The sequence below is a fragment of the Acidobacteriota bacterium genome (assembly GCA_018001935.1).
Classification (GTDB): domain Bacteria; phylum Acidobacteriota; class JAAYUB01; order JAAYUB01; family JAAYUB01; genus JAGNHB01.
The window spans coordinates 49,565-76,072 of sequence record JAGNHB010000023.1; the positions used below are offsets into that span (position 1 = coordinate 49,565).

General features: G+C 67.6%; 23 protein-coding genes. 14 read left to right on the plus strand and 9 right to left on the minus strand.

The features are described from left to right. Window positions 1-40: 40 nt before the first annotated feature. From KA419_10675 to KA419_10700, 6 genes are all read right to left on the minus strand, one after another. Window positions 41-1,258 carry a type II secretion system F family protein gene (locus tag KA419_10675; GenBank protein ID MBP7866404.1) on the minus strand — a complete coding sequence of 406 codons (1,218 nt, stop codon included), beginning with the start codon at window positions 1,256-1,258 and terminating at the stop codon, window positions 41-43. Between the two features lie 31 nt (window positions 1,259-1,289). Beyond that, on the minus strand, window positions 1,290-2,936 hold the full coding sequence (gene gspE / locus KA419_10680; GenBank protein MBP7866405.1) for a type II secretion system ATPase GspE: 1,647 nt from the start codon (window positions 2,934-2,936) through the stop codon (window positions 1,290-1,292). 55 nt (window positions 2,937-2,991) lie between these two features. Next, the gene (locus KA419_10685; protein MBP7866406.1) at window positions 2,992-3,603 is read right to left on the minus strand and encodes a hypothetical protein; all 612 of its coding nucleotides are present in this window, start codon (window positions 3,601-3,603) and stop codon (window positions 2,992-2,994) included. Further along, the gene (locus KA419_10690; protein ID MBP7866407.1) at window positions 3,600-4,286 is read right to left on the minus strand and encodes a zf-HC2 domain-containing protein; all 687 of its coding nucleotides are present in this window, start codon (window positions 4,284-4,286) and stop codon (window positions 3,600-3,602) included. The genes KA419_10685 and KA419_10690 overlap by 4 nt, the downstream gene beginning before the upstream one ends. Before the next feature lie 7 nt (window positions 4,287-4,293). Continuing rightward, window positions 4,294-4,878, minus strand: coding sequence for a sigma-70 family RNA polymerase sigma factor (locus KA419_10695; protein MBP7866408.1), 585 nt, complete (start codon window positions 4,876-4,878; stop codon window positions 4,294-4,296). Window positions 4,879-4,942: 64 nt separating this feature from the next. Next, the gene (locus KA419_10700) at window positions 4,943-5,626 is read right to left on the minus strand and encodes a Crp/Fnr family transcriptional regulator (protein MBP7866409.1); all 684 of its coding nucleotides are present in this window, start codon (window positions 5,624-5,626) and stop codon (window positions 4,943-4,945) included. A gap of 356 nt (window positions 5,627-5,982) precedes the next feature. Here KA419_10700 and KA419_10705 point away from each other — a divergent pair, with 356 nt between their 5' ends. From KA419_10705 to KA419_10720, 4 genes are read left to right on the plus strand one after another with little or no spacing between them, the layout of a single operon-like run. Then, window positions 5,983-7,599, plus strand: coding sequence for a carboxypeptidase regulatory-like domain-containing protein (locus KA419_10705; protein ID MBP7866410.1), 1,617 nt, complete (start codon window positions 5,983-5,985; stop codon window positions 7,597-7,599). A gap of 13 nt (window positions 7,600-7,612) precedes the next feature. Then, complete coding sequence (locus KA419_10710; GenBank protein ID MBP7866411.1) at window positions 7,613-9,355, plus strand: FAD-dependent oxidoreductase; 1,743 nt, start codon at window positions 7,613-7,615, stop codon at window positions 9,353-9,355. Between the two features lie 4 nt (window positions 9,356-9,359). Next, window positions 9,360-10,385: an FAD-dependent oxidoreductase gene (locus KA419_10715; protein MBP7866412.1), complete on the plus strand. Its 1,026-nt coding sequence runs from the start codon at window positions 9,360-9,362 to the stop codon at window positions 10,383-10,385. Window positions 10,386-10,408: 23 nt separating this feature from the next. Beyond that, window positions 10,409-11,704, plus strand: a complete 1,296-nt coding sequence (locus KA419_10720; protein ID MBP7866413.1) for a 2-oxoacid:acceptor oxidoreductase family protein — start codon at window positions 10,409-10,411, stop codon at window positions 11,702-11,704. A gap of 93 nt (window positions 11,705-11,797) precedes the next feature. Here the strand turns inward: KA419_10720 and KA419_10725 are convergent, their stop codons facing one another. From KA419_10725 to KA419_10735, 3 genes are all read right to left on the minus strand, one after another. After that, on the minus strand, window positions 11,798-12,649 hold the full coding sequence (locus KA419_10725) for a hypothetical protein (GenBank protein MBP7866414.1): 852 nt from the start codon (window positions 12,647-12,649) through the stop codon (window positions 11,798-11,800). Between the two features lie 384 nt (window positions 12,650-13,033). Further along, window positions 13,034-14,395: a sigma-54-dependent Fis family transcriptional regulator gene (locus KA419_10730; protein ID MBP7866415.1), complete on the minus strand. Its 1,362-nt coding sequence runs from the start codon at window positions 14,393-14,395 to the stop codon at window positions 13,034-13,036. Between the two features lie 189 nt (window positions 14,396-14,584). Beyond that, on the minus strand, window positions 14,585-16,075 hold the full coding sequence (locus KA419_10735) for a HAMP domain-containing histidine kinase (GenBank protein MBP7866416.1): 1,491 nt from the start codon (window positions 16,073-16,075) through the stop codon (window positions 14,585-14,587). Between the two features lie 234 nt (window positions 16,076-16,309). On the opposite strand from KA419_10735, the gene rfaD reads away from it, so the two are divergent. The 10 genes from rfaD (at window position 16,310) to KA419_10785 (ending at window position 26,030) form a co-directional block, all read left to right on the plus strand. Continuing rightward, entirely contained in the window at window positions 16,310-17,290 is a 981-nt protein-coding gene (gene rfaD / locus KA419_10740; GenBank protein MBP7866417.1) for an ADP-glyceromanno-heptose 6-epimerase, read from the plus strand. A gap of 264 nt (window positions 17,291-17,554) precedes the next feature. After that, window positions 17,555-18,649, plus strand: a complete 1,095-nt coding sequence (locus KA419_10745; protein ID MBP7866418.1) for an AAA family ATPase — start codon at window positions 17,555-17,557, stop codon at window positions 18,647-18,649. 333 nt (window positions 18,650-18,982) lie between these two features. Continuing rightward, window positions 18,983-19,906 carry an ABC transporter ATP-binding protein gene (locus KA419_10750; GenBank protein ID MBP7866419.1) on the plus strand — a complete coding sequence of 308 codons (924 nt, stop codon included), beginning with the start codon at window positions 18,983-18,985 and terminating at the stop codon, window positions 19,904-19,906. Continuing rightward, window positions 19,890-20,744, plus strand: coding sequence for a hypothetical protein (locus tag KA419_10755; GenBank protein ID MBP7866420.1), 855 nt, complete (start codon window positions 19,890-19,892; stop codon window positions 20,742-20,744). Before KA419_10750 ends, KA419_10755 begins: the two co-directional genes overlap by 17 nt. Then, on the plus strand, window positions 20,741-21,664 hold the full coding sequence (locus KA419_10760; protein MBP7866421.1) for an ABC transporter ATP-binding protein: 924 nt from the start codon (window positions 20,741-20,743) through the stop codon (window positions 21,662-21,664). Before KA419_10755 ends, KA419_10760 begins: the two co-directional genes overlap by 4 nt. Window positions 21,665-21,666: 2 nt before the next feature. Next, the gene (locus tag KA419_10765; protein MBP7866422.1) at window positions 21,667-22,452 is read left to right on the plus strand and encodes an ABC transporter permease subunit; all 786 of its coding nucleotides are present in this window, start codon (window positions 21,667-21,669) and stop codon (window positions 22,450-22,452) included. Between the two features lie 579 nt (window positions 22,453-23,031). Continuing rightward, window positions 23,032-23,610 (plus strand): 2-oxoacid:acceptor oxidoreductase family protein, encoded by a 579-nt coding sequence (locus KA419_10770; GenBank protein ID MBP7866423.1) that lies wholly within the window; start codon window positions 23,032-23,034, stop codon window positions 23,608-23,610. Further along, window positions 23,603-23,890 (plus strand): 4Fe-4S binding protein, encoded by a 288-nt coding sequence (locus KA419_10775; GenBank protein MBP7866424.1) that lies wholly within the window; start codon window positions 23,603-23,605, stop codon window positions 23,888-23,890. The genes KA419_10770 and KA419_10775 overlap by 8 nt, the downstream gene beginning before the upstream one ends. A 10-nt stretch (window positions 23,891-23,900) precedes the next feature. Then, a complete protein-coding gene (porA, locus tag KA419_10780) occupies window positions 23,901-25,082 on the plus strand; it encodes a pyruvate ferredoxin oxidoreductase (GenBank protein MBP7866425.1) in 1,182 nt (393 codons plus the stop codon). Window positions 25,083-25,091: 9 nt separating this feature from the next. Beyond that, window positions 25,092-26,030, plus strand: coding sequence for a pyruvate ferredoxin oxidoreductase (locus KA419_10785; protein MBP7866426.1), 939 nt, complete (start codon window positions 25,092-25,094; stop codon window positions 26,028-26,030). The last annotated feature ends 478 nt before the right edge of the window (window positions 26,031-26,508 follow it).

A 26,508-nucleotide genomic window follows, 5' to 3' on the forward strand; every position in this document is an offset into this window, starting at 1 on the left:
TGCTGTTCATTGCTGTCTCCCTACGCGATTTTCGCACCGGTCATGTGGGGATATCGCCGATGCTGAAGATGGAATTGACCATGGTGAGGACGATGGCGCCGACCATCACGCCCATCAGGAGGATCAGGAAGGGCTCGAGGAGGTTGATGAGACGCTTGATCTCCACGCGGACCTCCTTCTCGAACACGTCGGCGGCCTGGAGCATCATCGCCGAGAGGTTGCCGGTCTCCTCGCCCACCTCGATGAGGTGCAGGGCCAGGGGCGGGAAGATCCCGGTCTTCTTCATGGGCCCCGTGAGCCCCTCGCCTTTCTTGACCCCGCTCTTGATGGGCTCCAGGGCGTTGGCGACCACCTGGTTCCGGACGACCTCCTTCACCAGGGTGAGGGCGCTGACCATGGGGACCGCGCTCTGCAGCAGGGTGCCCAGGGTCCGGCTGAAACGGGCCACCTCGATCCGGTTCATCAGTTTGCCGAAGAGCGGGAGCTTGAGGACCTTCTCGTCCCAGACGCGGCGCCCCTTGGGGGACACCCGGAACTGCCAGGCGGAGATCCCGAGGACGATGAAGACGGCCAGGAACGCCCACCACCAGGACGACGCGAAGTTGCTGATTCCCAGGAGAAACTGCATGGCCATGGGGACCGGCATGGTGGTGCCGTCGAAGACCGAGGCGAACTTCGGGATGACGAAGAAGAACATCACCAGGACCGAGACCACCATCATGAGCACCACGATGCAGGGGTAGATCAGGGCGGAGACGAGGTAGGACCGGAGTTCCTCCGTCCGTTCCAGGTAAGCCGTCAGCTCGGAGAGGACCTGCGGGATGATCCCCCCGGCCTCGCCCGCCTTCATCATGTTGACGTAGACCTTGGGGAAGGCCTCGGGGTGCTCGGCCATGGCGTCGGAGAGCGACTTCCCGCCCTTGATCTTCTTGATGATGTCGTGGACGATCTCCCGGAAGACCGTTTTCTCCGACAGCTCCTCCAGGATCATCAGGCTGCGGTCAAGCGGGAGGCCGGAGCGCAGCAGGGTGTTGAGTTCCCCCGTGAAGTGGAGCAGGTCCTTGACCTTGACCTTCTTCTTCTGGCCGAAGCGGAAGCCGAACGCCGACTCCTGCGCGTCCTTCCCCGCGGAGACCCGGATGGGGAAGTAGCCGAGGTCCTGCAGCTTGCCGAGGACGGCCCGCTCGTTCTCCGCGTCGAGGGAACCCTCGACCGCCTTGCCCTCGGGCGTCACCGCTTTGTAGGAATATTCCGCCATGGGTACCTCTGGTTTCCTTTTTCCCGTGTCCTCAGGTTTCCTGCGTGACGCGGAGCACTTCCGCCAGGGTGGTGGCGCCCTGGAGGACCTTGTGGAAGCCGTCCTCCTGGAGCGTCCGCATCCCCTGCTCGACGGCCGTCTTCCGGATCTCCGACGCCGGGGCGTTGGTGACGGTGAGGTGCCGGATCTCCTCGGTCATGGGCATCATCTCGAAGATGCCGATCCGTCCCCGGTACCCCGTCTTGGAGCACGTGGGACACCCCTTCCCCGAGTAGAACACCGCGTCGGGGGGGAAACCGAACTGCTTCAGCAGCCGGGCCTCGGGCCGGTAGGCCTCCTTGCAGTCGTCGCAGATCACGCGCACCAGGCGCTGGGCCAGAACGCCCAGGATGGACGAGGCCAGCAGGTAGTCCTCGGCGCCCATGTCCACGAGGCGGGTGATGGCGCCCGGCGCGTCGTTGGTGTGCAGGGTCGAGAAGACCAGGTGCCCGGTGAGGGCGGCCCGGATGGCGATCTCCGCCGTCTCGAGGTCGCGGATCTCGCCCACCATGATGACGTCGGGGTCCTGGCGGACGATGGAGCGCAAACCGCTGGCGAACGTCAGCCCGATCTGGGGGTTGACGTGGATCTGGTTGACCCCCTCGATCTGGTACTCGACCGGGTCCTCGATGGTGATGATCTTCTTGTCGGGCAGGTTGATCCGGCTCAGGCAGCAGTAGAGGCTCGTGGACTTGCCGCTCCCGGTGGGGCCCGTCACCAGGAACATGCCGTAGGGGCGGTGGATGAGGTCGTCCACCATCCGCATGATGTCGGGCTGGAAGCCGAGCTTCGTCATCTCGTACTGGCGGGAGGTCCCCTTGTCGAGGATGCGCAGGACCACGCTCTCGCCGTAGAGCGTGGGGAGGGTGGAGACGCGGAGGTCGATCTCCTTCCCCAGCAGGCGCAGCTTGATCCGGCCGTCCTGGGGGAGGCGCCGCTCGGCGATGTTGAGCTTGGACATCAGCTTGATGCGCGAGATGATGGCCGCCTTGAGCTGCTTCGGCGGGGACTCGATGTCGTGGAGGATCCCGTCGATGCGGAACCGGACCTTGAACTCCTTCTCGAAGGGCTCCACGTGGATGTCGCTGGCGCCGACCTCCACCGCCTTCTGCATGAAGAGGTTGACCAGGCGGATGACCGGGGCTTCCGAGGCGAGGTCCTTGAGGTGCTCGATGTCGGCGTTCTCGCCCAGCATGTCCATGTCGTCGCCCTGGAAGCCGTCCATGATGCGCTCGACGTCGGTGCCGCCGGTCCCGTAGAGTTTCTCCACCAGGTCGGAGATTTCCGCCTCCCCGGCGAGGTAGGTCTTGATCTCGTGCTGCGTCAGCTGGCGGATGGTGTTCACCAGGGCGTAGTCGTTGGGGTAGACGCAGGCGATGCTCAGGAGTCCCTCGTCGAAGTGGATGGGGACGAACTTGTTGAATTTCATGAAGTTAAGACTGAAGGCATCCTCGATGACCGGCACGGCGGGGATCATCTCCGGGTTGAGGAGCGGGATCTCCAGCTGCAGGCTCAGCTCCCTGAGCAGGTCCTTCTCGGAGATGTACCCCAGGCTGACCAGGATCTTGCCGAGCTTTTCGCCCTGGGGGTTCTCCTTCTGCAGGTTGAGGGCCGTCCTGAGGTTCTCGGGGGAGATCATCTCCTTCTCGAGCAGGATCTCGCCGATCAAACGCTTCTGCTTGATTTCGGATAGTTTAATAATCAATGAACTTCACCCTGCGCTTGAATTGATCGAAAGTCGGTCTCTGCCCCGAACCGCCATTCGCCAGGTCCGCTTTCTGGATGGTCAGGATCATGACGCGTTTGGGAGAATCATCCCGACCGGTGGGCAGATTCAGAACGTGGGTGATTATACAGATTCTCGCGTTCGAAGACAATTGGGATATTGCATTCCCGTTCTGCCAGAGGGTGTAGAGCAGGCTTTGCTTCAACTGGGCCAGCGTGCGGCGGTTCTCGGTGGCGACGGCCTTGCTGTCCCGGGCCATGGGCTGGGTCCCCGCGAAGAGGATGAACCCCCGCCCCAGGTTGACCGTCAACTGGAATACCACGCCGTAGTTTTCCACGTAGGCGCCCTGGGTCTTTTCCGTCAGGAACATGGGGTGGGGGATGGCCTGCCGGATGGCGGCGTCCAGGGCGGTCTCGAACTGGCCGCACTCGGTCTTCATGCGAAAGAGGTCCACCGACGGGCTGCCCGGCTTCCAGGGGGACTGCGCCGGAAGGGGAGCGGGCGCCGCCAGGGACACCAGCAGGAGGGCCGCCGGCAGGAGAGCGACGGCGGGGGGCCGGGGGGTCGGGCGCTTCCTCATTGGGTCACCCCGGTGTGCTTCTCCCAGCGGGAGGGCCCGTCCGGTTCCCTCAGCGCGACGGGGAGAGGGCTCGCGCTCGCGGGGGCGGCCGGGGCGAACCCGACCCCCTCGCCCTGGACGCCCCTCGACGCCCCCTTGCGGGCCTCGAGCTGCTGGTAGACGTTCTGGATCAGGTCGAGGGTCCGCTGCAACTGGCGTTCCTCGCTCTCGGCGATCATCTGGTTGACGACCACGTAAGCCTTCTGGATCTGGTTCTCCTCGATGGAGTCCGCCAGGCGCCTCAGCTGATCCTCCTGGCGGGAGGCGCCGTCTTCGGGGCCCCCGCCCCCGATCCGCACTTCCAGGGCACCGTTGGAAAAGCGGATCGAGGTCTTCATCACCAGGAGCCCGGCCAGCAGGCAGACGGCGACGGCCGCCGCCACGGCCGCCCACCGGCGGCGGCGGGGCGGGAAGGCGGCCACCCGGGCCGGCGACGGGTCCGCACCGGGCAACGCCACGAACGCCACGTCGGGAAGCGGCTCGTCCAGGGTGCGCAGGCACTCCCGCGTCCCCCTCACCGCCTCGAGCCGGGCGCGGCAGGCTTCGCACCCCGCGGCGTGCTCCCGGGCGGCGGCGCTCGCCCCGGGGTCGATCTCGTCGTAAACCAGGTCCATCAGCAGCGTTCCGAATTCCCGACAGTTCATGGTGCACCTACAGTCGGATGATTTTCCGGATCTCGTGGCGGAGGTTCTCGAGCCCGATGTACATCCGCGATTTCACCGTGGAAAGGGGGATGTCGAGGGTCTCCGCGATCTCCTGGAACTTCAGTCCCCCGTACTCCTTCAGGAGGATCACCTCCCGCTGGCGGTCCTCCAGGCGGCCAAGCGCCTTCCGGACGGCGGCCGCCATCTCCTTGCGCCCCAGCGCCTCCTCGGGGTCGACCGGCGGGGCGAACCGGTCGCCGGCGCCCGCGTCGGCCTTGAGCCCTTCGCTCTCCACGTCCGCGAGGTCGTCGCGGACGATCCGCCGGGCCGAGCGGAAACGCATCCGGGCATGGTTCAGCGCGATCGCGAAGAGCCAGGCGGTGAACTTGCCCGGTTCCTTCAGCCGGTGGAGGTTCCGGTAGACGCTGACGAAGGTCTCCTGGAACAGCTCCTGGGCGTCGTCGGCGTTCCCCGAAGCTTTCAGGAGGAAGTTCAGGACGGGCTTCCGCCACCGGCTCAGCAGCGCCGCGAACGCGTCGCCGTCACCCGCCTGGAAGTCCGCCACCAGCTGTGCATCGCTCCTGTTCTCCATTCGACGCATCCACGGCCAAAGGATAAGATGACGGTCGGTCCGAAAAAGGCGAAGCCGGGTTCTCTCAGATTTTCTCGATCCCCTCGGCGACCGCGGAGAGGCGGGCGGGGTCGACGACGGTGACCGCTCCCCCGCTTTCCCGGATGACGCCGGCTTCCTTGAGCTTGCGCAGGGACCGCGACAGGGTCTCGCTCACCGTCCCGAGCTTCGCCGCCAGCTCCATCTTTTTCATGCCGAGGGGGAAGGTCCGGCTTGTGCCCCGGCGAAACACGGACCACAGGTACAGGGCCAGCCGGGAAGGCACGTCCCGCAGGGAGAGCTCGCCCACCATCCGGTTGAACTCCCGGACGAAGCGCGACAGGGAGACGATGATCTTCAGGGACAGCCGGGGGCGCTCGGCGAGGAGCCGGACGAAGGCCTCCTTCGGGAAGAAGGCGGTGACCGTGTCCTCCACCGCCTCGCAGTTGGCCGGGTAGGTCCGGGCCGAGAACATCGCCGCCTCGGCGAAGAGCTGGCCCGGGGTGATGAGGTGCAGCGTGTACTCCTGCCCCCCGGGGGACGCCTTGTAGACCCGCACTTTCCCCTCCAGCAGCACGAAGAACCCGGTGGCGGGGTCGCCTTCCTGGAACAGGATCCCCCCCTGCTCCCGCCCCACTTTCGTCGCGATCCGGCCGAGCGCGGCGAGGTCCGCCGGGTCCAGCTCGGCACACAGTTGCGTATCCTTCAGAAGAGACGGGTCCACCGGCATTCCATCACCGCCGCGTGAAATTCGCCGTGAGAGGGCGGTCGGGATTTTGCGCCCTCCCCGACAAACCTGTCAAGGTTTTTCCGTACGCGCGCCGAGCCGAGGCGCGCGCTCGCCGAAAGGGACGTTTTCCCCGTACGCCCGCCGAGCCGAGGCGCGCGCTCGCCGGAGGGAATGTCGTCTCGGGTCAGCCCCCCGGCCGGTTGCCGTGACCGGGAAAAAAACGGACCTGCCAGGCGCCGGGCTCGGCTCGCCCGGCGTACCTTTCCCTTGCGTTCTTGGTGAGATTGGGATTAAATGGGCCTTCGCCGGCTCACGAAACTCCAGGGGGGGAGCCTGCCCGGCGGAAAGGATGCTCGATGACCCAACGGACGCTGATCCTCGGCCTTCTCCTGTGCCTGGCTCCCGCCGTCTGCCTCCCCCGCCAGGGCCGCGGGGACCCCGCGCACCCGCCCGGCGCGGGTTGGCCGGGGGGAGACCGCGGCCCTGCCCTCGTCCAGGTCTATACCGACGCCGACCTCGCCCGCCTCTCCGGCCTGGTCACGGACATCGTGTCCGTCCGCCGGGGCTGGGCCGAGGTCCGCCTCACCGACGACGAGCGGGAGCGGCTCTCCGTGGAAGGGTTTTCGGCCTTCCCCATCCCCGACCGCGCCCTCGAGGAATTCCGGCAGCGGCTGGCCGCGGGGGAGATCGGGGGTGACGCGGCCGACGCCTACTACACCCTGGCCACCCTCGCCGCGGACCTGCAGGCCGTCGCCGCCGCCCACCCGGACATCTGCCGCCTTTACTCGGCGGGAACGTCGGTGCAGGGCCGCCCTCTCCACGTCATGAAGATCACCGCCAACCCCGACGCGGTCGCCCTCAAGCCCGGGTTCCGCTACATCGGGTCCATGCACGGGAACGAGCCCCTGGGCATGGAGATGCTCATGCGACTGATCCACCTCCTGGCGGAAGGCTACGGCTCCGACTCGCGGATCACCCGCCTGGTGGACCAGATGGAAATCTTTGTTCTCCCCCTGATGAACCCCGACGGTTACGGCGGTTTCGCCTCCCCGCAACGCTACAACGCCCACGGTGTCGACCTCAACCGCAACTTCCCCGACCGGATCGACGACCCGGTCAACACCCCGGACGGCCGGGAGCCGGAGACGGCCGCCGTCATGACCTGGTTCGACAGCCGCCCCACGGTGATGTCCGCCAACTTCCACACCGGCGCCCTGGTGGTGAACTACCCCTGGGACAGTACCACCAAGCCCTCCGGTTCCTACGCGGCCTGCCCCGATGACGACACCTTCATCCACATCTCCGAGGCCTACGCCTGCCACAATCCTCCCATGTGGAACAGCAGCGAATTCCACCACGGCATCACCAACGGCTGCGACTGGTACATCCTCTTCGGCGGGCTCCAGGACTGGAGCTACAACTGGACCGGCGACCTGGCCGTCACCATCGAACTCTCCGACACCTTCTTCCCGCCCGCCTCCACCCTTCAGACGTACTGGGACAACAACCGCGAGAGTCTCCTCTGCTACATGGAAGAGGCCCTGAAAGGGGTCTGGGGCGTGGTGACGGACGCCGGCACCGGCCAGCCCCTGGCGGCGGACATCACCGCATTCGGCCGGAACGTCCCCTTCCGGTCGGACCCGGTGACGGGCGACTACTACCGGCGGCTCCTCCCGGGGACCTACGCCCTCACCTTCGAAGCCGAGGGCTACGCCCCACTCACCGTGAACGACGTGGTGATCACCGAAGGGGCCCCGGTCCGGCTCGACGTCCAGCTCAGCCTTCACACGGGCCCCACGGAGGGGGACGTGAACGACGACGGGCTCATCGACGCCCTCGACCTCGCTACCCTGGCTGCCTTCGAGGCGGGGAACCTCCTGAAGTCGGACATCGACTGGCGCGAGGCCGACCTCGACCACAACAACCGCGTGGACGTCCGGGACACCCTCCTCCTCCTGCTCAGCCTGACCTGAGCCGCCCGAGGCCATGCCGACGCCCCCCGCCCCCCCTCTCGAACCCCTCCTGTCGGGACACCCCGCGGACCTCGCCCGCTTCCGGGCGTGCGTCCCCTGCACCGCCGCCTGTCCCGTGATCACCGACGTGGCCGGCTACCTCCGGGCCATCCGGAACGGGGATTACACCGAGGCCAACAGGCTCAACGCCGGCACCAACCTCTTCCCGGGCCTCCTGGGCCGCGTCTGCTCGCGACCCTGTGAGAAGGCCTGCCGGCACGCCGATCCGGACCTGGGCGAGGCCGTGGAGATCTGCCGCCTCAAGCGCTTCGCCGCCGACCAGGGGCACTTCGCCTGCGTCGTTCCCACGGCGCCCGCCCCGTTCACGGGGAAGCGGGTGACGATCGTCGGGGCGGGCCCCGCGGGGCTCACCGCCGGCTACCTCCTCTCCCGCCTGGGCCACGCGGTGGAGGTTTTCGAGATGATGCCCCGGGTGGGGGGCATGCTCACCTACGGGATCCCGCCCTTCCGGCTCCCCAAGGACGAGGTGGAGCGGGAGATCGGGAACACGGCGGCCTGGGGGCTCCGGGTGAATTTGGGGGTCCGGGTGGGGGCGGACGTCCCCTTCGAGGACCTGTTGGCCGCAAGCGACGCCGTCCTGGTGGCGGCGGGGTGCTACGCGGCCCGGAAGCCCGCCCTCCCCGGCGCGGACCTGCCGGGCGTCTTCTCAGGCCTGGAGTTCATGATGACGGTGAACGCGGGCGGCCTGCCCCCCGTCGGGCGGCGCGTGCTGGTGATCGGCGGCGGGTTCACCGCGGTGGACTGCGCCCGCGCGGCCCGGCGCCTGGGGGCCTCGGACGTCCACCTGTGCATCCGGACCACCGAGGAGGACCTGGTGGTCACCCGGGACCAGATCGTCGAGTCGAAACGGGAGGGCGTCCGCTTCCTCAACCTCGTCTCCTCCATCGACATCCTCGGGGATTGTCGGGTGGAGGGCGTCCGCTTCCGTTACACCCGCCTGGGCGGGGCCCGTCCGACGGGCGAACGCTTGACCCACCCCATCGAGGGTTCCGATTTCACCCTGGACGCCGACTCGGTGATCCTGGCGGTGGGCCAGGCCCCCGACCCCCGGCCCTTCCGCGGCGACCTCCCGGAGTTCCGCGCCGACCCGGCCACGGGCGTCACGGGCCGACCGGGGGTCTGGGCCGCGGGGGACTTCGCCCGGGGGGCCTCCACGGTGATCGAGGCCATGGGGAACGCCCGGCGGGTGGCCTGGGAAATCCACGAGAGCCTGACGGGGGGCGCCAAGCCGGGCCGGCGCGTCCGCGTGGGGGCCCCGGGCGGCGAACGCCGGGACTTCCGCTGGGACTTCCTCCCCCGGCAGGACTGGGCCGTCTCCGAGGTGGGCGAACGCCTCGCGGACCCCTCCTGCGAAACGGAGCGGGGCTTCGACCCGGAGGCGGGAACACGGGAAGCCCGCCGCTGTTACGGTTGCGACGAGCACTACGTCATCGACCCGGAGCGCTGCACGCTCTGCGCGGCCTGCATCGAAGCCTGCCCCCGGGAGTGCATCGGGTGGGCCCGGGCCGCGGACGACCCGGACGAACCGGGCGCCCTCCGGTGGGAATGGGTGAAGGACTGGGCCTCGGCGGTCACCGTGGCCGTCGACAACGCACGGTGCATCCGCTGCGGGGCCTGTGCCGCGGTCTGCCCCCGCCGGTGCGTCACCACGCAGCGCATCGGTCTGGAGCCCTCCCGCCGGGTGGGCAGGGAGTGATGGCGTGAAACCGGAACACTACGTCGTCATCGGCAACGGGGCCGCCGCGAACCGGGCGGCGGAGGTCCTCCGCCAGGGCGATCCCGAGGGCCGCATCACCCTGGTCTCCGACGAGAAGGACCTCTTCTACTTCCGCCACAAGCTCCGAAAGTTCATCTCCGGGGCCTTCCCCGAGGCGGAACTTCGCGTCCACCCCCTGGAGTGGTACCGGCAGCGGAACATCCGCCTGCGCCTGGGGCAGCGGGTGACCCGCCTGGACGTCGCATCCCGAACCCTTTACCTGCAGCACATGGAGAAGCTCGCCTACTCCCGCCTGCTCGTCTGTTGCGGCAGCCGCCCCCGGATCCCGGAACCGCTCTGGGAGTACCGGCGGCGGTTCACGGTGGTGAAGACCCTCGACCATGCCCGCGCCCTCCGGGAACGGCTCCCCGCCGTCCGGTCCATCTTCGTGGCGGGGGGCGACCTGGTCAGCTTCCGGCTGACGGAGGAATTTCTCGCCCTGGGCCGCGAGGTGACCTTCCTGGTGGACCGGGACGCCTTCTGGCCCTTGACGCCGACCCCCGCGCAGCGCCGGGAGTTCGCCGAGTCCCTCGCCCGTCGCGGGGCGCGGGTGATCCAGGACGACGAGGTCACCGCGTTGACCGACGAGGGCGGGGGCCTGAAAGTCCGGCTGGCCCGCGGCGGGACCCTGGCCTGCGACCTCGCCGGGGGCTTCTTCGGGCTGGTTCCCGACGTGGATTTTCTCCTGGGCAGCGGGCTTGACATCGACCGGGGCATCATGGTCAACGAGTACCTTCAGACCAACCGGGAGGACATCTACGCCGCGGGGGACTGCGCCCAGGTCTACAACCCGTCGATCCGGAGCTACTGGACCTCCGTCGGATGGCCCAACGCCCGGAACCTCGGTGAGACGGCCGCCCTCAACATCCTGGGGGACGTGGTCCGGGCCGGGCGGGCCAAGTCGAGCATCCTGTCCATCGAAGGGGTCAGCGTGTCGACGCCCTGGTGGCAGGACCGGGTCCGGGGGTGACGGCCGGCATGGGAGGCGAAAGCGTGAACACCCTGTCCATCCTGTTCTGCGGCCGGCCCGGCGACGGGGCGCTGACGGCGGGGCACGGCCTGGTGCGGGCCCTGGCGGGCCTCGGGGTCCCGGCCGCCTGCGACGGGGACTTCCCCCGGGTAGGCGACCGCAGCGGCCGCGTCCGGGTGAGGGTCCGGATCTTCCCTCCCGGGGCGGCGGCGGGTTTCCCGGGCCGCCCGGACGTCCTCGTCTCCCTGCACGACCCGTCGGCCATCGGAGAGATGAGCACCCTGAGCGACGACGGCGCGGTGATCTTCGAAGGCAACCCGCCGGGCTACCTCGAGGAGGACGTCGCCCTGGCCGGGCACGTGGGCCCCTTGATGCACGGCCTGGGAATCCCCCTGCGGGATATTTCCCGCCATGTCTCCGGCACGCGCTCCCACCGCAACGCCGTAGCCCTCGGGGCCCTGGCGTCCTGCCTGGGCCTCCCCCGGGAGGTTGTCCGCGAGGCGCTGGCGGAGGGCCTCTCCGGAAAGGAAGACCCCGTCCGGGGCGCGGCCCGCGACGCCTTCGACGAGGGTTACCGGCAGGGTTTGGGCCGGGGGGAAACCCGGCTCCCCCCCCGGTTCCGGCCGGGGCCTTTCCCCGCGGGGCCGCCCCTGCGGGCGCTCACCGGCGCGGAGGCCCTCGTGGAAGGCTTCCGGGCAGGGTCCCAGGAAGTGAGTGTCCCGCGTTTTCCGCTCCCCGCCGGCGGCGCGCCGCTGCCTGCCCCGGGCCCGCCCCCCCGGGCCCCGCTGCGCATCTTCGGCGGTCGCGACGTCCTGGTGGAACCTGTGCTGAAGGCCTTCTCGCTTCATGGCGGAAGCGGGGTCGCCGTCCACGCCCTCCCGGGGCCGACGGCGGCGGCCGCACGGGCCCTCGGCTGTGCGTTCGCCGCCCGCATCCGGGACCCGGGGGCCGCGGGGATCGCCGGCCCCTTGGCCCTCGCCGTGGTGAACGGGGAGGAACTTCCCGCCCTGTCCGCCTTCCTGGGGGCCGCCCTCCGGCAGGGGTGCCCCCTCGTCGTGGCGGCCGTCTCCGGGCCCGTCTCGGCCGGGCAACCGGCGGGGGGGCCGCTCTTCATTCCGGACCCCGCCGCCTGCGCCCCGGTGGACGCGGACGAACCCGGGACCGAACCGCCCCGCCTCCTCACGACCACGGCGGTCACGCCCCTCGACGGCCGGGAAGCCGCGGCGCGCCTGGCCGCCCGGGTGGCGGAAGGGTCCCGCCCGGGCCTGCTCCGGCTTTCTTCCGCTTTCCTGCCCGGCATGGAGACGGAACACCCGTGACGGCGGCCTGACCACTCCTCGCGGGAATTCGATTGCTCCCGAGACAAAAAAGCGCCATCGACCGGAAGCCGATGGCACTTGTCGGGGTGGGCGTCAGGGAACGATCGGGGTTTTCTCCACCTTGACCGAGACCTCGTCACCCTCCCGGGTGAGGGTCAGGGTGCAGTTGCCGCGGCTGAGGGTTTTGGGCTGCCCTTCGGCGAGGTCGCCGACCCCGACCTCGAAGTCCTCGTCGTTCACCCGGAACCGGAGCGTCTCCTGGCCGGTCTTCACCTTCAGACGGAGCCGGATGTCCCGGTCCCCGGCCGCGTCCCGATCGACGAGGACGATCGGCTCGGCGTCCTCCCCGCCTTTCTCCTTGCAGACCCGGACACAGTATCTCCGGCTTTTTTCCTTGTCCCCTTTCCCGAGGTCCAGGGGGATCTCCGGCAGGTCCTTCAACCCGTCCACCTTCAGGAACAGCCGGTCCCCCTTGCGGGTCACGGTGAGGGTGCAGCCCTTTTCCCCGAGGGTTCGGGACTCGCCGTCCTTGAGGCCGTCCAGGGTGTCTTTCTCGTTCAACCGGAAGACCATCTTGCGAACGTCGGAGGGCGCTTCCCCTTCGATCACCACCTTTTCGCCGTCTTCCCCGCACCGGACCACCACCCGCTTCTCGACCCGCACCGACGTCCCGTCACCGGTCGCCGGGTCCGTGTCGCCGCCCGCCGTCACCACCTTGCAGACGCGCTTCCCGGGCCCGGCGTCGGTGACGACACACTTGCCGCCGGTCTCGATGACCATTTTCCCGTCCTTCTCCGTCACGACGATGGTCGTCACTTCTCCTTCCTTCGCCGTGCCGACAGACACAGCCTTCCCGTCGGCGGGCGCCTCCGGCGGGTCGGCGCTGACGAGCAGGCCGACGGGGGCCAGGAAAAGAACCAGAGAGAACATTACCGTCCAGAACATGATGACCTCCTGTGAGAGTGAGTTTTTCGTTCGCAAGGCCGCCGGCCCGGTTCCCGGGCGTGGCCGCAACCAGGTATTCGCAACCGGGATGCCATTTCCGGGTCACCTTCCAACCCGGATAAGGCGGAAAGGGGGCCACGAAATACACGGAAGAATAATGCGGGTTTTCCTCAAATGAGGATCCGACGTCCTCAAATCGGGAGAGGGGACGGCATCGCGATAAAGTGCCCTCACCCTGCCCTGATAAACCGGAAACGGAACCCCGAAAGACACGAACGGGATTCCGGGGCCGAGGCATGGTGCGCCCGACGGCCCTGATTCAGCGGGTCTGACCCTAAACCCCTTCAGCCTAAACCGCTAACCCCCTCTATTGGCGCGGCCGTCTCAGTGGAGGCCGAATTTCTCCAGGCGGTAGAGGAAGGTCTTGTAGCTCATCCCCAGGAGGCGGGCGGCATTGGAGCGGTTCCCCCCGGCCCTGCCGAGGGCCTGGCGCAACAGGCCGGACTCCATCCCGTCCCAGTCGAGCCCGGCCGGGGGCAACCGGAAGGGGCAGCCGGAATCCCCGGGCTCGGCGCGGATCTCGTCGGGGAGGTCCTGGAGGCGCAACCGGCCCTCGTCGGCCATCAGGGCCAACCGTTCCATGACATTGGCCAGTTCGCGCACGTTCCCCGGCCAGGGGTGGCTCACCAGGCAGCGGAGGAGGTCCGCGGGGATCGGAAGGGCCGGCAGGCCGTACTTTTCGGACACCCGGGCCAGGAAATGCCGGGCGAGCAGGGGGATGTCCTCCTTCCGTTCACGGAGGGACGGGAGCCGGAGCTGGAGGACATTCAGGCGATAGTAAAGGTCCTCGCGGAAAGCGCCGTCGGCCACCATGCGTGGCAGGTCGCGGTTCGAGGCGGCGACGATCCGCACGTCGCACTCCACCTCGCCCCGCCCGCCCAGCCGGGAGAACCGGCGCTCCTGGAGGACGCGCAGGAGGACCGCCTGCAGGCCGAGCGGCATGGAGGCGATCTCGTCCAGGAACAGGGTGCCGCCCCGCGCCTCCTCGAACTTCCCTTCCTTCCTCTGGCTGGCCCCCGTGAAGGCCCCTTTCTCGTAACCGAACAGCTCGCTTTCCATGAGGGTGTCGGGGATCGCCGCGCAGTTGAGGGCCACGAAGGGTCGCTCGGCGCGTGGGCTCTGCTCGTGGAGGGTCCGGGCCACCAGTTCCTTCCCCGTGCCCGACTCGCCCGTGACGAGGATGGTGGCGTCGGTGGCCGCCACTTTCCGAATGGTCCGGAAAAGCTGCTGCATGGCCTCCGCCTTCCCCAGGATCTCCCCGAACCCTTCCCGACCGGTGATTTCCTCCCGAAGCCGGCGGTTCTCGTCTTCCAGGCGGGTGGTGCGCAGCACCCGGCGGACGGCGATGAGCAACTCGTCCCGCTCGAAGGGCTTGGCGAGGTAGTCGTCCGCTCCGTTCCGTATGGCGTCCATCGCGTGGGCAATGGAACCGTACGCCGTCATGACAATGAAGGCCGGCCTCGGCCCCCGGGAGCGGACCCGCGCCAGCAGTTCGCCGCCGCCGATCCCGGGCAGCTTCCAGTCGCTCAGGACCAGGTCCGGGACCCGGGTCTCGATCGCGTCCAGGGCGGCCTCGCCCGACGCGGCCTCTTCCACCTGGAACCCTTCCCGGCGGAGGATGTCCGCGATGATCTTGCGCTGGGCGTTCTCGTCTTCCACTACCAGGACTGTGTGTTCCACACCCATGTTTCACCCCATTTCCCACCCATCAACGATTTCATCGGTATCGCTATCGGTATCGCTGCTATCGCGATCACCGTCACTATCGCGTCGCCATCACTATCGACCTCACACCCGGCCCGAAAACCGGCCTCGGCAGGCAACGGACCGGCACCCGGAGCGAGAGCGATCCTGGCCCCGATCGTTCTTACAGCCTCACGCCTTTTCCCCCGGGCCAGGGAACTGCCGGGGGATCCGCACCGTGACGACGGTGCCGCCGCCCGGGTCGTCCCCGATGTCCAGTTTCCCCCCGTGGATGCCCTCGATCAGCTGCCGGGAGAGGTATATGCCCATGCCCGACCCCTCGGGCTTGGTGGTCACGTGGGGGGCGTAGAGCCTGCGGCGGACCTCCCCGGGAAGCCCCGGACCGTGGTCCCGGATGACGATGACGGCGTCCTCCCCGTCTTCCCCGACCTCGACCTCCACGGCGCGGTCCGCCGGCGACGCTTCCGCGGCGTTCTCCACGAGGTTCGCCAGCGCCGGTCTCAGGGCGGGCAGGATCACCCGCGACGGCAGGCTTTCGGCTTCGCAGCGGAGTTCGACCCGGTTCCCGGCCTGCAGGCTCTCGAAGACCATGTCGGTCACCACCTGGACGATGTCCGCCGGCTCCGGTTCCAGTGCCCCTTCCTTCCCCACCGCCAGGAGGGAACGGACCCACCGGTCAATGCGCCGGATCTGGGCCTGGGCGGTCGCCACCAGGGTCCTGTCCTCGTCGCTGCCCCGGGCGCCCAGCTCCTCGATCACCAGGCCGAAGGTGTTGAGCGGGTTGCGGAGCGTGTGGGCCAGGCCCCGCGCCAGGCCGCCCAGTTCCGCGAGGTGCTCCCGGGCTTTCCAGCTCTGCTTCTCAACCTCCAGCTCCGCCAGCTGGCGGGACATCCGGTTGAAGGTCATTTCCAGGTCCCGCAGTTCCCCCCGGGACTCCACGGCGACCTGGGTGCCCAGCTCGCCGCGCCCCACGGCCTCGGCGCCCGATTTCAGGCGGCGAATGGGCTTCGTGACCCGGTGCGCCACGAGCGCTCCCCCCACCAGCCCCACGGCCAGGAGCACGATCCCCGCGATGAGGCCCTGGTGAAGGGTGGCGCGGATGACCTCGGACGCGTTGGATTTCGGCACCGGGATCCGGCGCTCCCCCTGGGGGAGCCCGGCGATCACCACGTAATTGCGGGGCCCCTTCTGGTCCACGGAAACCTTGATCGTGTAGGATTTCGTCTCGGTGACCCGGAGCTTCCTCACCTCCGGCGCCGCCGCACTCCCCGGGGCGGCCGGCGAGGGGTCCCCCGTCACCGGACGGGAAGGCTCCTCCCGGCGGATCCGGACTGTCCGGGTCATGGTCTCCCCCGTCACAGGAACGGCGTCCGGGGTGACCTCGTCGAAGAGCAGGGGCAGGACGATCCCGACCGCCCCGGGCTCGCCGGCGGTCTCCGGCCGGACCCGGATGACCCGGCGGGATTCCCGGCTCTCCACCGGTCCCTCCGGCGCGGTCCGGCCGGTCTCGCCGAAGACCAGGGTCCGCGTGACGTCGGCGGCCGTCTCCGCCAGTTGCTGGTCCAGGTCCCTCAGTTGACGGACTTGGAGTCCCCACTGGACCCCGAGCAGCGCGAGGACCAAGGCCGCCGTACCGATGAAAAGCTGTGTCCGGATTCTCATGTCGGGCCTCTCTCGAGAAATGCACACAGGAAACCATCGCAAAAAGGATGCCTGCGGGATCGGGTCCGGGGCGAGCTTATACCAGGGCCGGCCGTCCTTCAAGGGGAACCGTGGCCCGAAATGCCGGGACGACAAACTCCTTGCGCCGGGGGCCGTTCGGCCTTATAGTCCCGCTTTCACCCGCCAGGGGCCGCTCAGGCTGCGTCGGCGGAAGCGAAGCTCGGGAGGTTGTTCATGATCATCGTGACGGGCGCGGCGGGCATGATCGGCAGCAATGCCGTCCGGACGCTGAACGAGCGCGGGTACACCGACATCCTGGCGGTCGATCGGCTCGAGCGGGACGAACGCTGGAAGAACCTTCGAGGGCTCCGGTTCCGGGACTACCTGCAGGCGGACCGCTTCCTGGCCGCCATGGCGTCCGGGGAGAACCTCGGCCGCGTGGAGGCGGTCCTCCACTTCGGGGCCTGCTCCGACACCGCCGAGCGGGACGTGGATTTCCTCGTCCGGAACAACTTCGAGTACGCCAAGGCGGTGGCCGGCTTCGCCCTCAAGCAGGGGGCGCGCCTGCTCCACGCCTCCAGCGCCGCCACCTACGGCGACGGGACCCAGGGCTACCTCGACGACGAAAGCCGGCTGGACACCCTCCGCCCGCTCAATCCCTACGGTTACTCCAAGCACCTCTTCGACCTCTGGGCCCGGGACGCCGGGGTCCTCGGCCGCATCGTCTCCCTCAAATTCTTCAACGTCTTCGGCCCCAACGAGTACCACAAGGGGGACATGCGCAGCGTCGTCCTGAGGGCCTTCGAGCAGGTGCTCTCGGGCGGACCGATGAAGCTGTTCCGGTCCGGGCGCCCGGAGTACGCGGACGGGGCCCAGCAGCGGGACTTCCTCTACGTCAAGGACGCGGTCCGGATGACCCTGCACCTCCTCGGGACCCCCTACTGCGGCATCTTCAATATCGGCAGCGGCGTCGCCCGGACCTGGAACGACCTGGCGGCGGCCCTCTTCAAGGCCCTGGACCAGCCGGTGAACGTGGAGTTCATCGACATGCCGGAGGCCCTCCGGGACCGGTACCAGTACCACACGTGCGCCGAGATGGGCCGGTTCAACGCCACGGGGTTCGTCGGGCGCCCCAACACCCTGGAGGAAGCCGTCGACGACTACGTCCGGAACTACCTCAAGCCCGGCGTCCACCTCGACGGCACCCCCCGCTGACCCGGATGATGCAACCACTAATCACACTAATTTCCACTAATAAAACAAAGGCATAGGCTACAAGAGTGCAATCCTCTAAATATATATAATTTATAATGAATATTGATTGTTGATGCGGCTTCAGCGTGATTCGAGATAGAATTACCCCTCGCCGTGGAACGTGGAATGTCCGGGACCTTGTCTTTGCATCCATTAGTGAAGATTAGTGAGATTAGTGGTTCAAAGACCGAATCAGTGGTTTGAAAAGTTATCTGGGAGGTTGGAATGAGCAAGCGGTACAACCCGGCAGACATCTTCGCGTTCCTCTCCGCCCGCGTGGTGGGCCAGGACCCCGTCCTGCGACAGATCGCCGTCGGGGTCTACAAGCACCTGCAGGGCCTCAGAAACAGCAACATCCTCCTCATCGGCAACTCGGGCACCGGTAAAACCACCATCATGCGGGCCATCATCGCCTTTTACCGCGAGCACCCCGACCTGGAGAAGTTCGCCACCCTGAGCATCATGAACGCCAACTCGCTGGTGGGCGAGGACGGCGAGGTCCGCCTGTCGCGGCTGTTCCGCAACCTCGAGGCGGACGCCCGCCGCGAGATCGGCGACGCCTTCGACCCCGAGGCCCTGCGGGACCGGATGGAGAACGCCACCGTCTGCCTGGACGAGGTGGACAAGATCTCGTCCCGCATCGCAGGGCGCACCAACGTGGCCGGGATCAGCATCCAGCAGGCGCTGCTCACGGTCCTGGAGGGGGAGGTCACCAGCTACGAGACCGCCCCCGACGCCGGCGGCAAGCGGCACCGCTTCGCCGTCAACACCCGGCGGGTCCAGTTCGTGGCCGGGGGGGCGTTCGAGGAACTCTACGACCAGATCTACAAGCTCGTCGAGAACAAGGAGGACGAGCGCCGGTTCTCCGAGACCTCGGAGTGGGACGACGCCACCGGCCGCATGCGCAAGACCATCCACTTCACCCTCCGGGAGTACCTCAAGCTCAGCGACCTCTTCGCCTACGGGATGGTACCCCAGTTCATCTCCCGCTTCAGCAGCGTGGCCGTCCTGGACGACCTCGACCGGCCCGCGCTCCGGCAGATCTTTCTCGGGGTCCCCGACTCGCCCTACCGGCACGCGAAAGAGTACTTCGCCTCCTTCGGTATCGACCTGCGCTTCGACGACGCGGCGGTGGACCGGATCGTCGCGGACGCCGCCGCCAACGCCCGCATCGGCGCCCGGGCCCTCCAGGAGACCCTCGGCCGCGTCCTCGCGGAGCTGGAGTTCAACCCGACGACCGCCCCGGAGCTGCGGGCCGCCGGGGACCGGCAGGTGCTCCCCGTGACGAAGGCCCTGGTGGAGAAGGGACTCGCGCGGTGATCCCCTTCGCCCCGTCCACCGGATCCCGCCGGCCTCCCCCCGTGAGATGCCCTGCCGATTGCTGATCGCGGTCGGGATCGGGATCGGAAAATCCCGGCCATCCGGAATTCAGTGGATCAAAATCCGCTTTCCGCTCGTATGATTGCTTTCGGGCTCTTGCAGAAGGCGGGCAGGACGGGGCAAGGGGCGGAATGGGCAGGGGGGGGACGGCGGGGGGGATCGAGAGCGAGAGCGAGAGCGATTGCGATTGCGATTGCGATACCGATACCGATACCGATACTGATACTGATACTGATAACGAGTGGGAGGGATGAGGGGACGATGGCGGGAGAGATGATCACGCTGGACGACATCCGGTTCAGCTACGACGGGACCGTGGCGCTCGCCGGCGTGAAGCTCCGCCTGGGTCCGGGGATCCATGGGCTCCTCGGGCCCAATGGCGCGGGCAAGACCACGCTCATGAAGGTGATCCTGGGCTTTCTCCGGCCGGCGTCCGGCTCCGGGACGGTGCTCGGGCACCCCCTGGGGGCCGGTCTTCGGGAGGCCCGCCGGCAGGTGGGGTACATGCCGGAGAGCGACTGCCTCCTGCCCGGTCTCGACGCCGTGGAGTTCACCGCCTACCTGGGCGAACTGAGCGGCATGCCCCGCCGGGCGGCCATCAAGCGCGCCCACGACGTGCTGTACTACGTCGGTCTGGAGGAGTCCCGCTACCGGCTGGTGGAGACCTACTCCACCGGGATGCGGCAGCGGTTGAAGCTGGCCCAGGCCCTCGTGCACGACCCCAGCCTGCTCCTGCTGGACGAGCCCACCTCCGGCATGGACCCCGCCGGCCGGCAGACCATGCTGGACCTCATCCGGGAGATCGCCTCGTCGGAGGGGAAGAACGTCATCCTCTCCACTCACCTGCTTCCCGACGTCGAGGCCACCTGCAACGACGTCGTCATCGTGGACAACGGCCGGGTGGTGGCCGAGAAGACCGTCCGTGAACTCCAGCCGGCGGCGGGCGATGTTTTCGACGTCCGGATCAAGGGCGACCCGTCGGCTTTCGGGCGCGAGCTTGAAGCCCTGGCCATCCGCGTGACCGAGACGGAGAAGGGGCGCTTCCGGGTCGAGATCCCGCCCGGGGCGACGACCCGGGCCCTGTTCCAGGCGGCCCGGCAAACCGGCGCACAGGTCCGGCACCTGCAGCGCAGCCGCGTCACCCTCGAAGAGGCCTTCATCCGGGCCGTGGAGGAGAATCATGGGAATCCGTCCTAAGGGTTACGTCGGGTGGGACGGGGAGCTGACCTCCTCCCGCCGGCGGTGGCTCCCCATCTTCCGCAACGGGGTCCGGAGCGTGGCGAAGCGGAAGCACTCCCGCCTCGTCTTCTCCCTGTGCGCGATGCCGTTCTTCTTCTTCCTGGCCCTGGTTTACGCCATCGCCAAACCCGAACTCAAGATGTTCACCCGGCTGGTCGCCGTCCTCCAGACCGACGCTTCCCTGTTCAACTTCGTCTACACCAACGGGTTCGTCATCTTCAACCTGGTGGTCCTGAGCATTTTCTGCGGCGCGGGCCTCATCTCCGGCGACCTCCGGCTGCGCGCCCTCCCCCTCTACTTTTCGCGCCCGCTCTCCCACACGGGCTACCTCGCCGGGAAACTCTCGGTGATCCTGTTCTACCTGCTCGTGTTCACCCTCGCGCCCGGAGTCCTCATCCTCCTCTTCAGGATGGTCTTCTCCGGGCAGTTGATCGTGCAACCCGGCCTGCTCCTGGCCATCGTGGTCTTCCCGGTCCTGACGGGCCTCTTCTTCGCCTCCGTCACCCTGTTCGTCTCCACGCTGAGCGAGCGGATCAACTTCATCTGGATCATGCTGGTGGCCGTCTTCTTCTTTTCGGACGCCGTGGCCGGCATCCTGGTGGGCGCCACCCGCCAGAGAGGCTGGTTCCTGTTGTCGGTGACCCGGAACGTCCGGAACGCCGGGACCTTCTTCTTCAACCAGGGACCGGACTTCGGGGTGGACGGTTTCGTCTCGGTGGTGATCCTGGCGCTGGTCGCGGCCCTGGCCGTCGGGATGCTCTACCTCCGGGTCCGCCGCGCGGAGGAGCGCTCATGAGCGCCATCGTCGCCTGCGAGAACCTGTCCAAGTGGTACGGCCACATCCTGGGCGTGAGTGAGATCAACCTGGAGATCCGCCCGGGGATCGTGGGGCTGCTGGGGCCCAACGGGGCGGGCAAGTCCACGCTGCTCAAGCTGGTCTCGGGCCAGCTCAAGCCCAGCATCGGCGCCGTCCGGGTCTTCGGCGAGAGCGTATTCGCCAACCCCGGCGTATTCCGGCGCATCGGCGTCTGCCCCGAGGCGGATTGCTTCTACCCGGACATGTCGGGAGTGGAGTTCGTCCGCTTCATGGCCCGGCTGCACGGCTTCCCGGCTGCGGACGCGGACGCGAAGGCCGCCGGGGCGCTCGAGCGCGTGGGGTTGACGGACGCCGCCCGGAAGCTCGTCCGAGCCTACAGCTTCGGGATGCGCCAGCGGCTCCGCCTCGCCGCCTGCCTGGTCCACGACCCCGAACTCCTGCTCCTCGACGAACCGCTCCGGGGCATCGACCCGCTCTGGCGCATCCGGATCGTGAAGATGCTCAAGGAACTGGAGGCCGCGGGGCGGACCATCGTGGTCTCCTCCCACATCCTGCCGGAAGTGGAAGGCATGACGGACGAGATCCTCCTGATCCACCAGGGGAAGGTCTTCGCCCAGGGGGACATCCACACCATCCGCGGCCTGCTGGACGAGCACCCGCACCAGGTCTACGTGCGCTGCGACCGACCCCGGCAGGTCGCGGGCCGGATGATCGGCCACGAGGCCGTCCGGAGCGTCGCCCTCGACGCGGACGGCGGCGTGACGCTCACCACCGACCGGCGCGACCCCTGTTTCGACGCCCTGACCCGCGTCATCGCCGAGGAGGACCTGCTGGTGGAGGAGATCACCTCCCCCGACGACAACCTTCAGGCCGTCTTCGATTACCTGGTGGGGAGGTGAGGATGAACACCGCAACGGGGACACGCATCGTCGCGCTCGCCTTCCTGAAGCTCTCCCTCCGGTCGAAACGCACGCGGACCTTCTTCGTCCTCGCCCTGGTCCCGCCCGTCCTCCTGGCGCTGGTCGGGGTCCTGTCCGCCGGGGCCCGCCACGGGAGCGCCGCCCTGACCTTCGCCGACGGCCCCGCGCCGTCCTTCTTCTTCCAGTTGCTGATCCCGCTGCTGGCCCTGTTCTACGGGTCGACGGTGGTGTCGGACGAGATCGAGGACAAGACCCTGGTCTACCTCGTCACCCGGCCGGCCCCGCGGGGCGCCCTCTTCCTGGGAAAGGCGCTGGCCTCCCTCGCGGTGGCCGCCGTCGTCACCCTCGCAAGCCTCCTGGCCGCCTTCGTGACCACCGACCCCGCCGGCCTGGCCAACCCGGACCGCTGGGGCCTGTTCCTCCGCTTCACGGGGGTCGGGCTCCTGGGGGTCCTCGCCTACGGCGCCCTCTTCGCCTGGGCCGGGACCTGGATCAAGCGTCCCGTCCTGGCGGGGCTGATCTTCGTCTTCGGCTGGGAAAGCGTCATCCAGTTCATGCCGGGGGTCACCCAGAAATTCACCCTTGTTCACTGGCTGAAGTCGCTGCTCCCTCAACTCGGGAAGAACACGGGCCCGCTGGCCTTCCAGCTCGAGCCGTCCGGTACGTCGGCCTCGGTGGCGGTGCTCCTGGTCCTCGGCCTTGCGGCCCTCCTGGCCGGCGCTTTCATCTTCCGCCGGAAGGAGTACATCATCTCCGAATCGAACTGACCTGTCCCCAGGAAGACAAGAAAAAAGCGGTCATCGCCTCACGCAAAGCCGCTGCGTCGCCAAGCCTCGCAAAGAAAAACCCAGAAACATCATCACGGGACACGTTGCGAGGTTTCGCGCCAGGCGAGAGGCTCTGCACGCCGACTTCGTGCCAGGTTCCGGTCTGAAATCCCTTGCGTCAATTCCTGACGCCCCCGCCAAGAGTCCTGCTCTCTCACAGAGGCACTGAGGCACGGAGAAAAGCAAATCTTATTTAATAGAATCAACAATCCTTATGATTCTTCTCCGTGCCTTTGTGCCTCTGTGAGATCCGAATCCGGGCTTTTTACGAACGTGTCAATTCAAGGGGCTTGGCCTCCCCCTTCTCAATGCGGTCCGCCCGGGATGGATTCGAGGAAAAAATCTCAACATTGTCGTATTGTTCTTCGAAAAACGTGGTATATTTGCGCCTTTGATTTTCGAGGGGCGCGCCGCGCGGTCCCCCGGACCGGCCGACCGGCCACAGGGGCTTCGGGAAACTCCCTCCCGGACACGACACGATCTCTCGCAACCGAAACCCATCCGACAGGAGGAAGACCCATGAGCAACCTGCTGGAAGTCCGCTGGCACGGGCGGGGCGGTCAGGGGACCGTCACCGGCGCCAAGACGCTGGCGGAAGTCATCCTGACCGTGGGCAAGTACATCCAGGCGTTCCCCGAGTACGGGCCCGAACGCCGGGGTGCCCCGGTCCGCGTTTTCAACCGTTTCTCCGACGAGCCGATCCGGGTGCACACCCCGGTGAAGAATCCCCACGTGATCGTGGTGGTCGACGCCACCCTGGTGGGCGCCGTCAACCTGACCGAGGGCGCCCGCGAGGAAGCGGTCTACCTCGTCAACACCACCGAGTCCGCCCGGTCCATGCGCGAGCACCTCGGGCTCAAGCCGTCCGACAAGCTGTACACGCTGGACGCCACCGGCATCTCCATCCAGGAGATCGGCCGGGCCCTTCCCAACTCACCCATGATCGGCGCGTTCGCCAAGGCGATCCCCATCGTGAACCTCGAGACGCTGCTCGCGGAGACCCGCGAGAGCCTCGAGCACAAATTCCCCGTCAAGGTCGTGGAGGGCAACCTGGCCGCGGTGAAGCGGGGCTACGAGGAGGCAAAGAGCGATGTTTAAACTGAAAAACTGGAAAGAGATCCCCATCGGCGGCACCATCGACATGCCCGGCTCCGCCCTGGAGAACAAGACCGGTTCCTGGCGCGTGGACCGCCCCGTCTGGGACGGCTCCAAGTGCATCAGCTGCTTCCGCTGCTGGGTCTACTGCCCCGACATGAGCATCATCGTCGAGGACGGCAAGGTCCGCGGCATCAATTACGACTACTGCAAGGGCTGCGGCATCTGCGCCCACGAGTGCCCCGAGAAGGTCCGGGCCCTCAGCATGCAGCGCGAGAAGTAGGAGGAGCACCATGGCCAAGATCGTTGCAACCACCGGCAATTCCGCCATGGCCTACGCCATGAAGCAGGTCAACCCCGACGTCTGCGCCGCGTACCCCATCACCCCGTCCACCCAGGTGGTGGAGGAGTTCTCCCAGTACGTGGCCGACGGCCAGGTCAAGACCAACTTCGTCACCGTGGAGAGCGAGCACAGCGCCATGAGCGCCTGCATCGGCGCCGCGGCGGCGGGCGGCCGCGTCATGACCGCCACCTCCTCCCAGGGCCTCGCCCTCATGTGGGAGATGCTCTACATCGCCGCCGGCATGCGGCTGCCCATCGTCCTCTCCGTCATCAACCGGGCGCTGTCCGCCCCCATCAACATCCACTGCGACCACGGCGACTCCTTCGGCGCCCGGGACTCCGGCTGCCTCCAGTTCTACGGCGAGAACGCCCAGGAAGCCTACGACAACCTGATCCAGGCCGTGCGCGTCGCCGAGCATCTGGACGTGCGGCTGCCCGCTCTCGTGATGCAGGACGGGTTCATCATCAGCCACTCCATCGAGCGGATGGAGTACCTGGAGGACAAGGAAGTCCAGGATTTCGTCGGCGGGTACAAGCCCCTCAACGCCCTGCTCGACCTGGAACACCCCGTCACCCTCGGGGCCCTGGACCTGCAGGACTACTACATCGAGCACCGCCGCCAGATGACCGACGGCATGCACAAGGCCCTCCCCGTCATCAAGGAGGTGGCCGAGGACTTCCGCAAGCTGACGGGCCGCGCCTACGGCTACTTCGAGGAGTACCGCCTGGAGGACGCCGAGATCGGCCTCGTGGTGCTCAACTCCTCCGCCGGGACCGCCAAGGACGTCATCGACGCCTACCGCAAGCGCGGCATCCGGGCCGGCCTGCTCAAGCCCCGCGTGTTCCGCCCCTTCCCCGCCGCCGAGTACGCCGACGCCCTCAAGCACCTGAAGGCGATCACGGTCCTGGACCGGGTGGACTCCGTCGGCGCCCACGGCGGCCCCCTCTTCATGGAACTCCGTTCCACCCTTTACGACTGCAACCCGAAGCCCATCATGATCAACAAGATCTACGGGCTTGGCGGGCGCGACCTCGAGGAGGGGCACTGCAACTACGTGCTGGACGAGCTGGTCAAGATCGCCGAGACGGGCGAGTACAAGACCCTCACCGAATTCATCACCGTCAGGGACTGAGGGAGGATCATCATGGCAAACCTGAAAGAACTGTCCAAGAAACCCGATCATTTTACCGCCGGCCACCGGCTCTGCGCCGGGTGCGGCATCCCCATCATCCCGAAGCTCCTGTACCGGGTCACCGACTACGACATCGTGGTGACCAGCGCCACGGGCTGCTTCGAGGTGGCCACCACCATCTACCCGTACACGAGCTGGGCCAAGCCCTTCGTCCACAGCGCCTTCGAGAATGCTGCCGCCACCGCCAGCGGCATCGAGGCCATGTACAAGTCCCTCAAGGCCCAGGGGAAGTTCCCCGCCGACCGGCAGGTGAAGGTCGTCGCCTTCGGCGGTGACGGCGGGACCTACGACATCGGCCTCCAGGCGCTGTCCGGCGCCATGGAGCGCGGGCACGACTTCGTCTACATCTGCTACGACAACGGCGCCTACATGAACACGGGCATCCAGCGCTCCAGCGCCACCCCCTACGGCGCCGCCACCACCACCTCCCCCTCCGGGGAGGTGATCCCGGGCAAGTCCCAACCGCGCAAGGACCTCACCAGCATCGCCGCCGCCCACCACATCCCCTACGCCGCCCAGACCACCGTGGCCCACTACAACGACCTGGCCACCAAGCTGGAAAAGGCCCTCAAGGTGGACGGGCCGGCCTTCCTGAACGTCCTGTCGCCCTGCGTTCCCGGCTGGATGATCCCGACGGAGAAGAGCATGGAGGTCACCCGCCTGGCGGTGGAGACCTGCTACTGGCCCCTCTTCGAGGTGGAAAACGGCGTGATGAAGCTCAACTACAAACCCAAGGAGAAGAAGGCCATCACCGAGTGGACCCGGACCCAGGGCCGCTTCCGCCACCTGTCCAACCCCAAGAACGCCCACGTGATCGAGGAACTGCAGCGGCAGGTCGACACGTACTGGGAGTACGTCCTCCGCCTGGAGGCCTCGCACCAGAAGTGAGCCGTCGAGCCCCGGCGGGTTTCCGGATGGCGGTGCGACGCCCTCCGGGGCCCGGCGGGCCCGGAAGACCGGCAGGGCCCGGCGGGTCCGACAGGCCGGCGGGGCCCGGGGGCTCATCAGCTTGAGGAAACCGCCGGGGCCCGGCGGGTTTAAACAAGGGGAGTCGACGCCCCGAACTTGGAAGAGACGCGGTTTGACGGTTTCGCAACAAGTCGGAAAACGAAAGGAAAATTGCCTGTAAAGCCTTTGCTTGAGCCATTGCCCGGGAGGCGATGGTAATTTTTGCGGGAACGTCAGATTAACAAGATAATCGTGCGATGTTGCGGCTGCCTTCGGGCAGCCGCTTTCTTTGGGACTGCGCTCGCTGGCTTTCTCCGGGGTTGCTTAAGGTGTAAAATGTGCGAAGGGTGAGAAGCGTGTAAAAGAGGGGAACCCGGGCGGGAGGGGAAGGGTCAGGCCCGGGCGGGAGGGGAAGGGT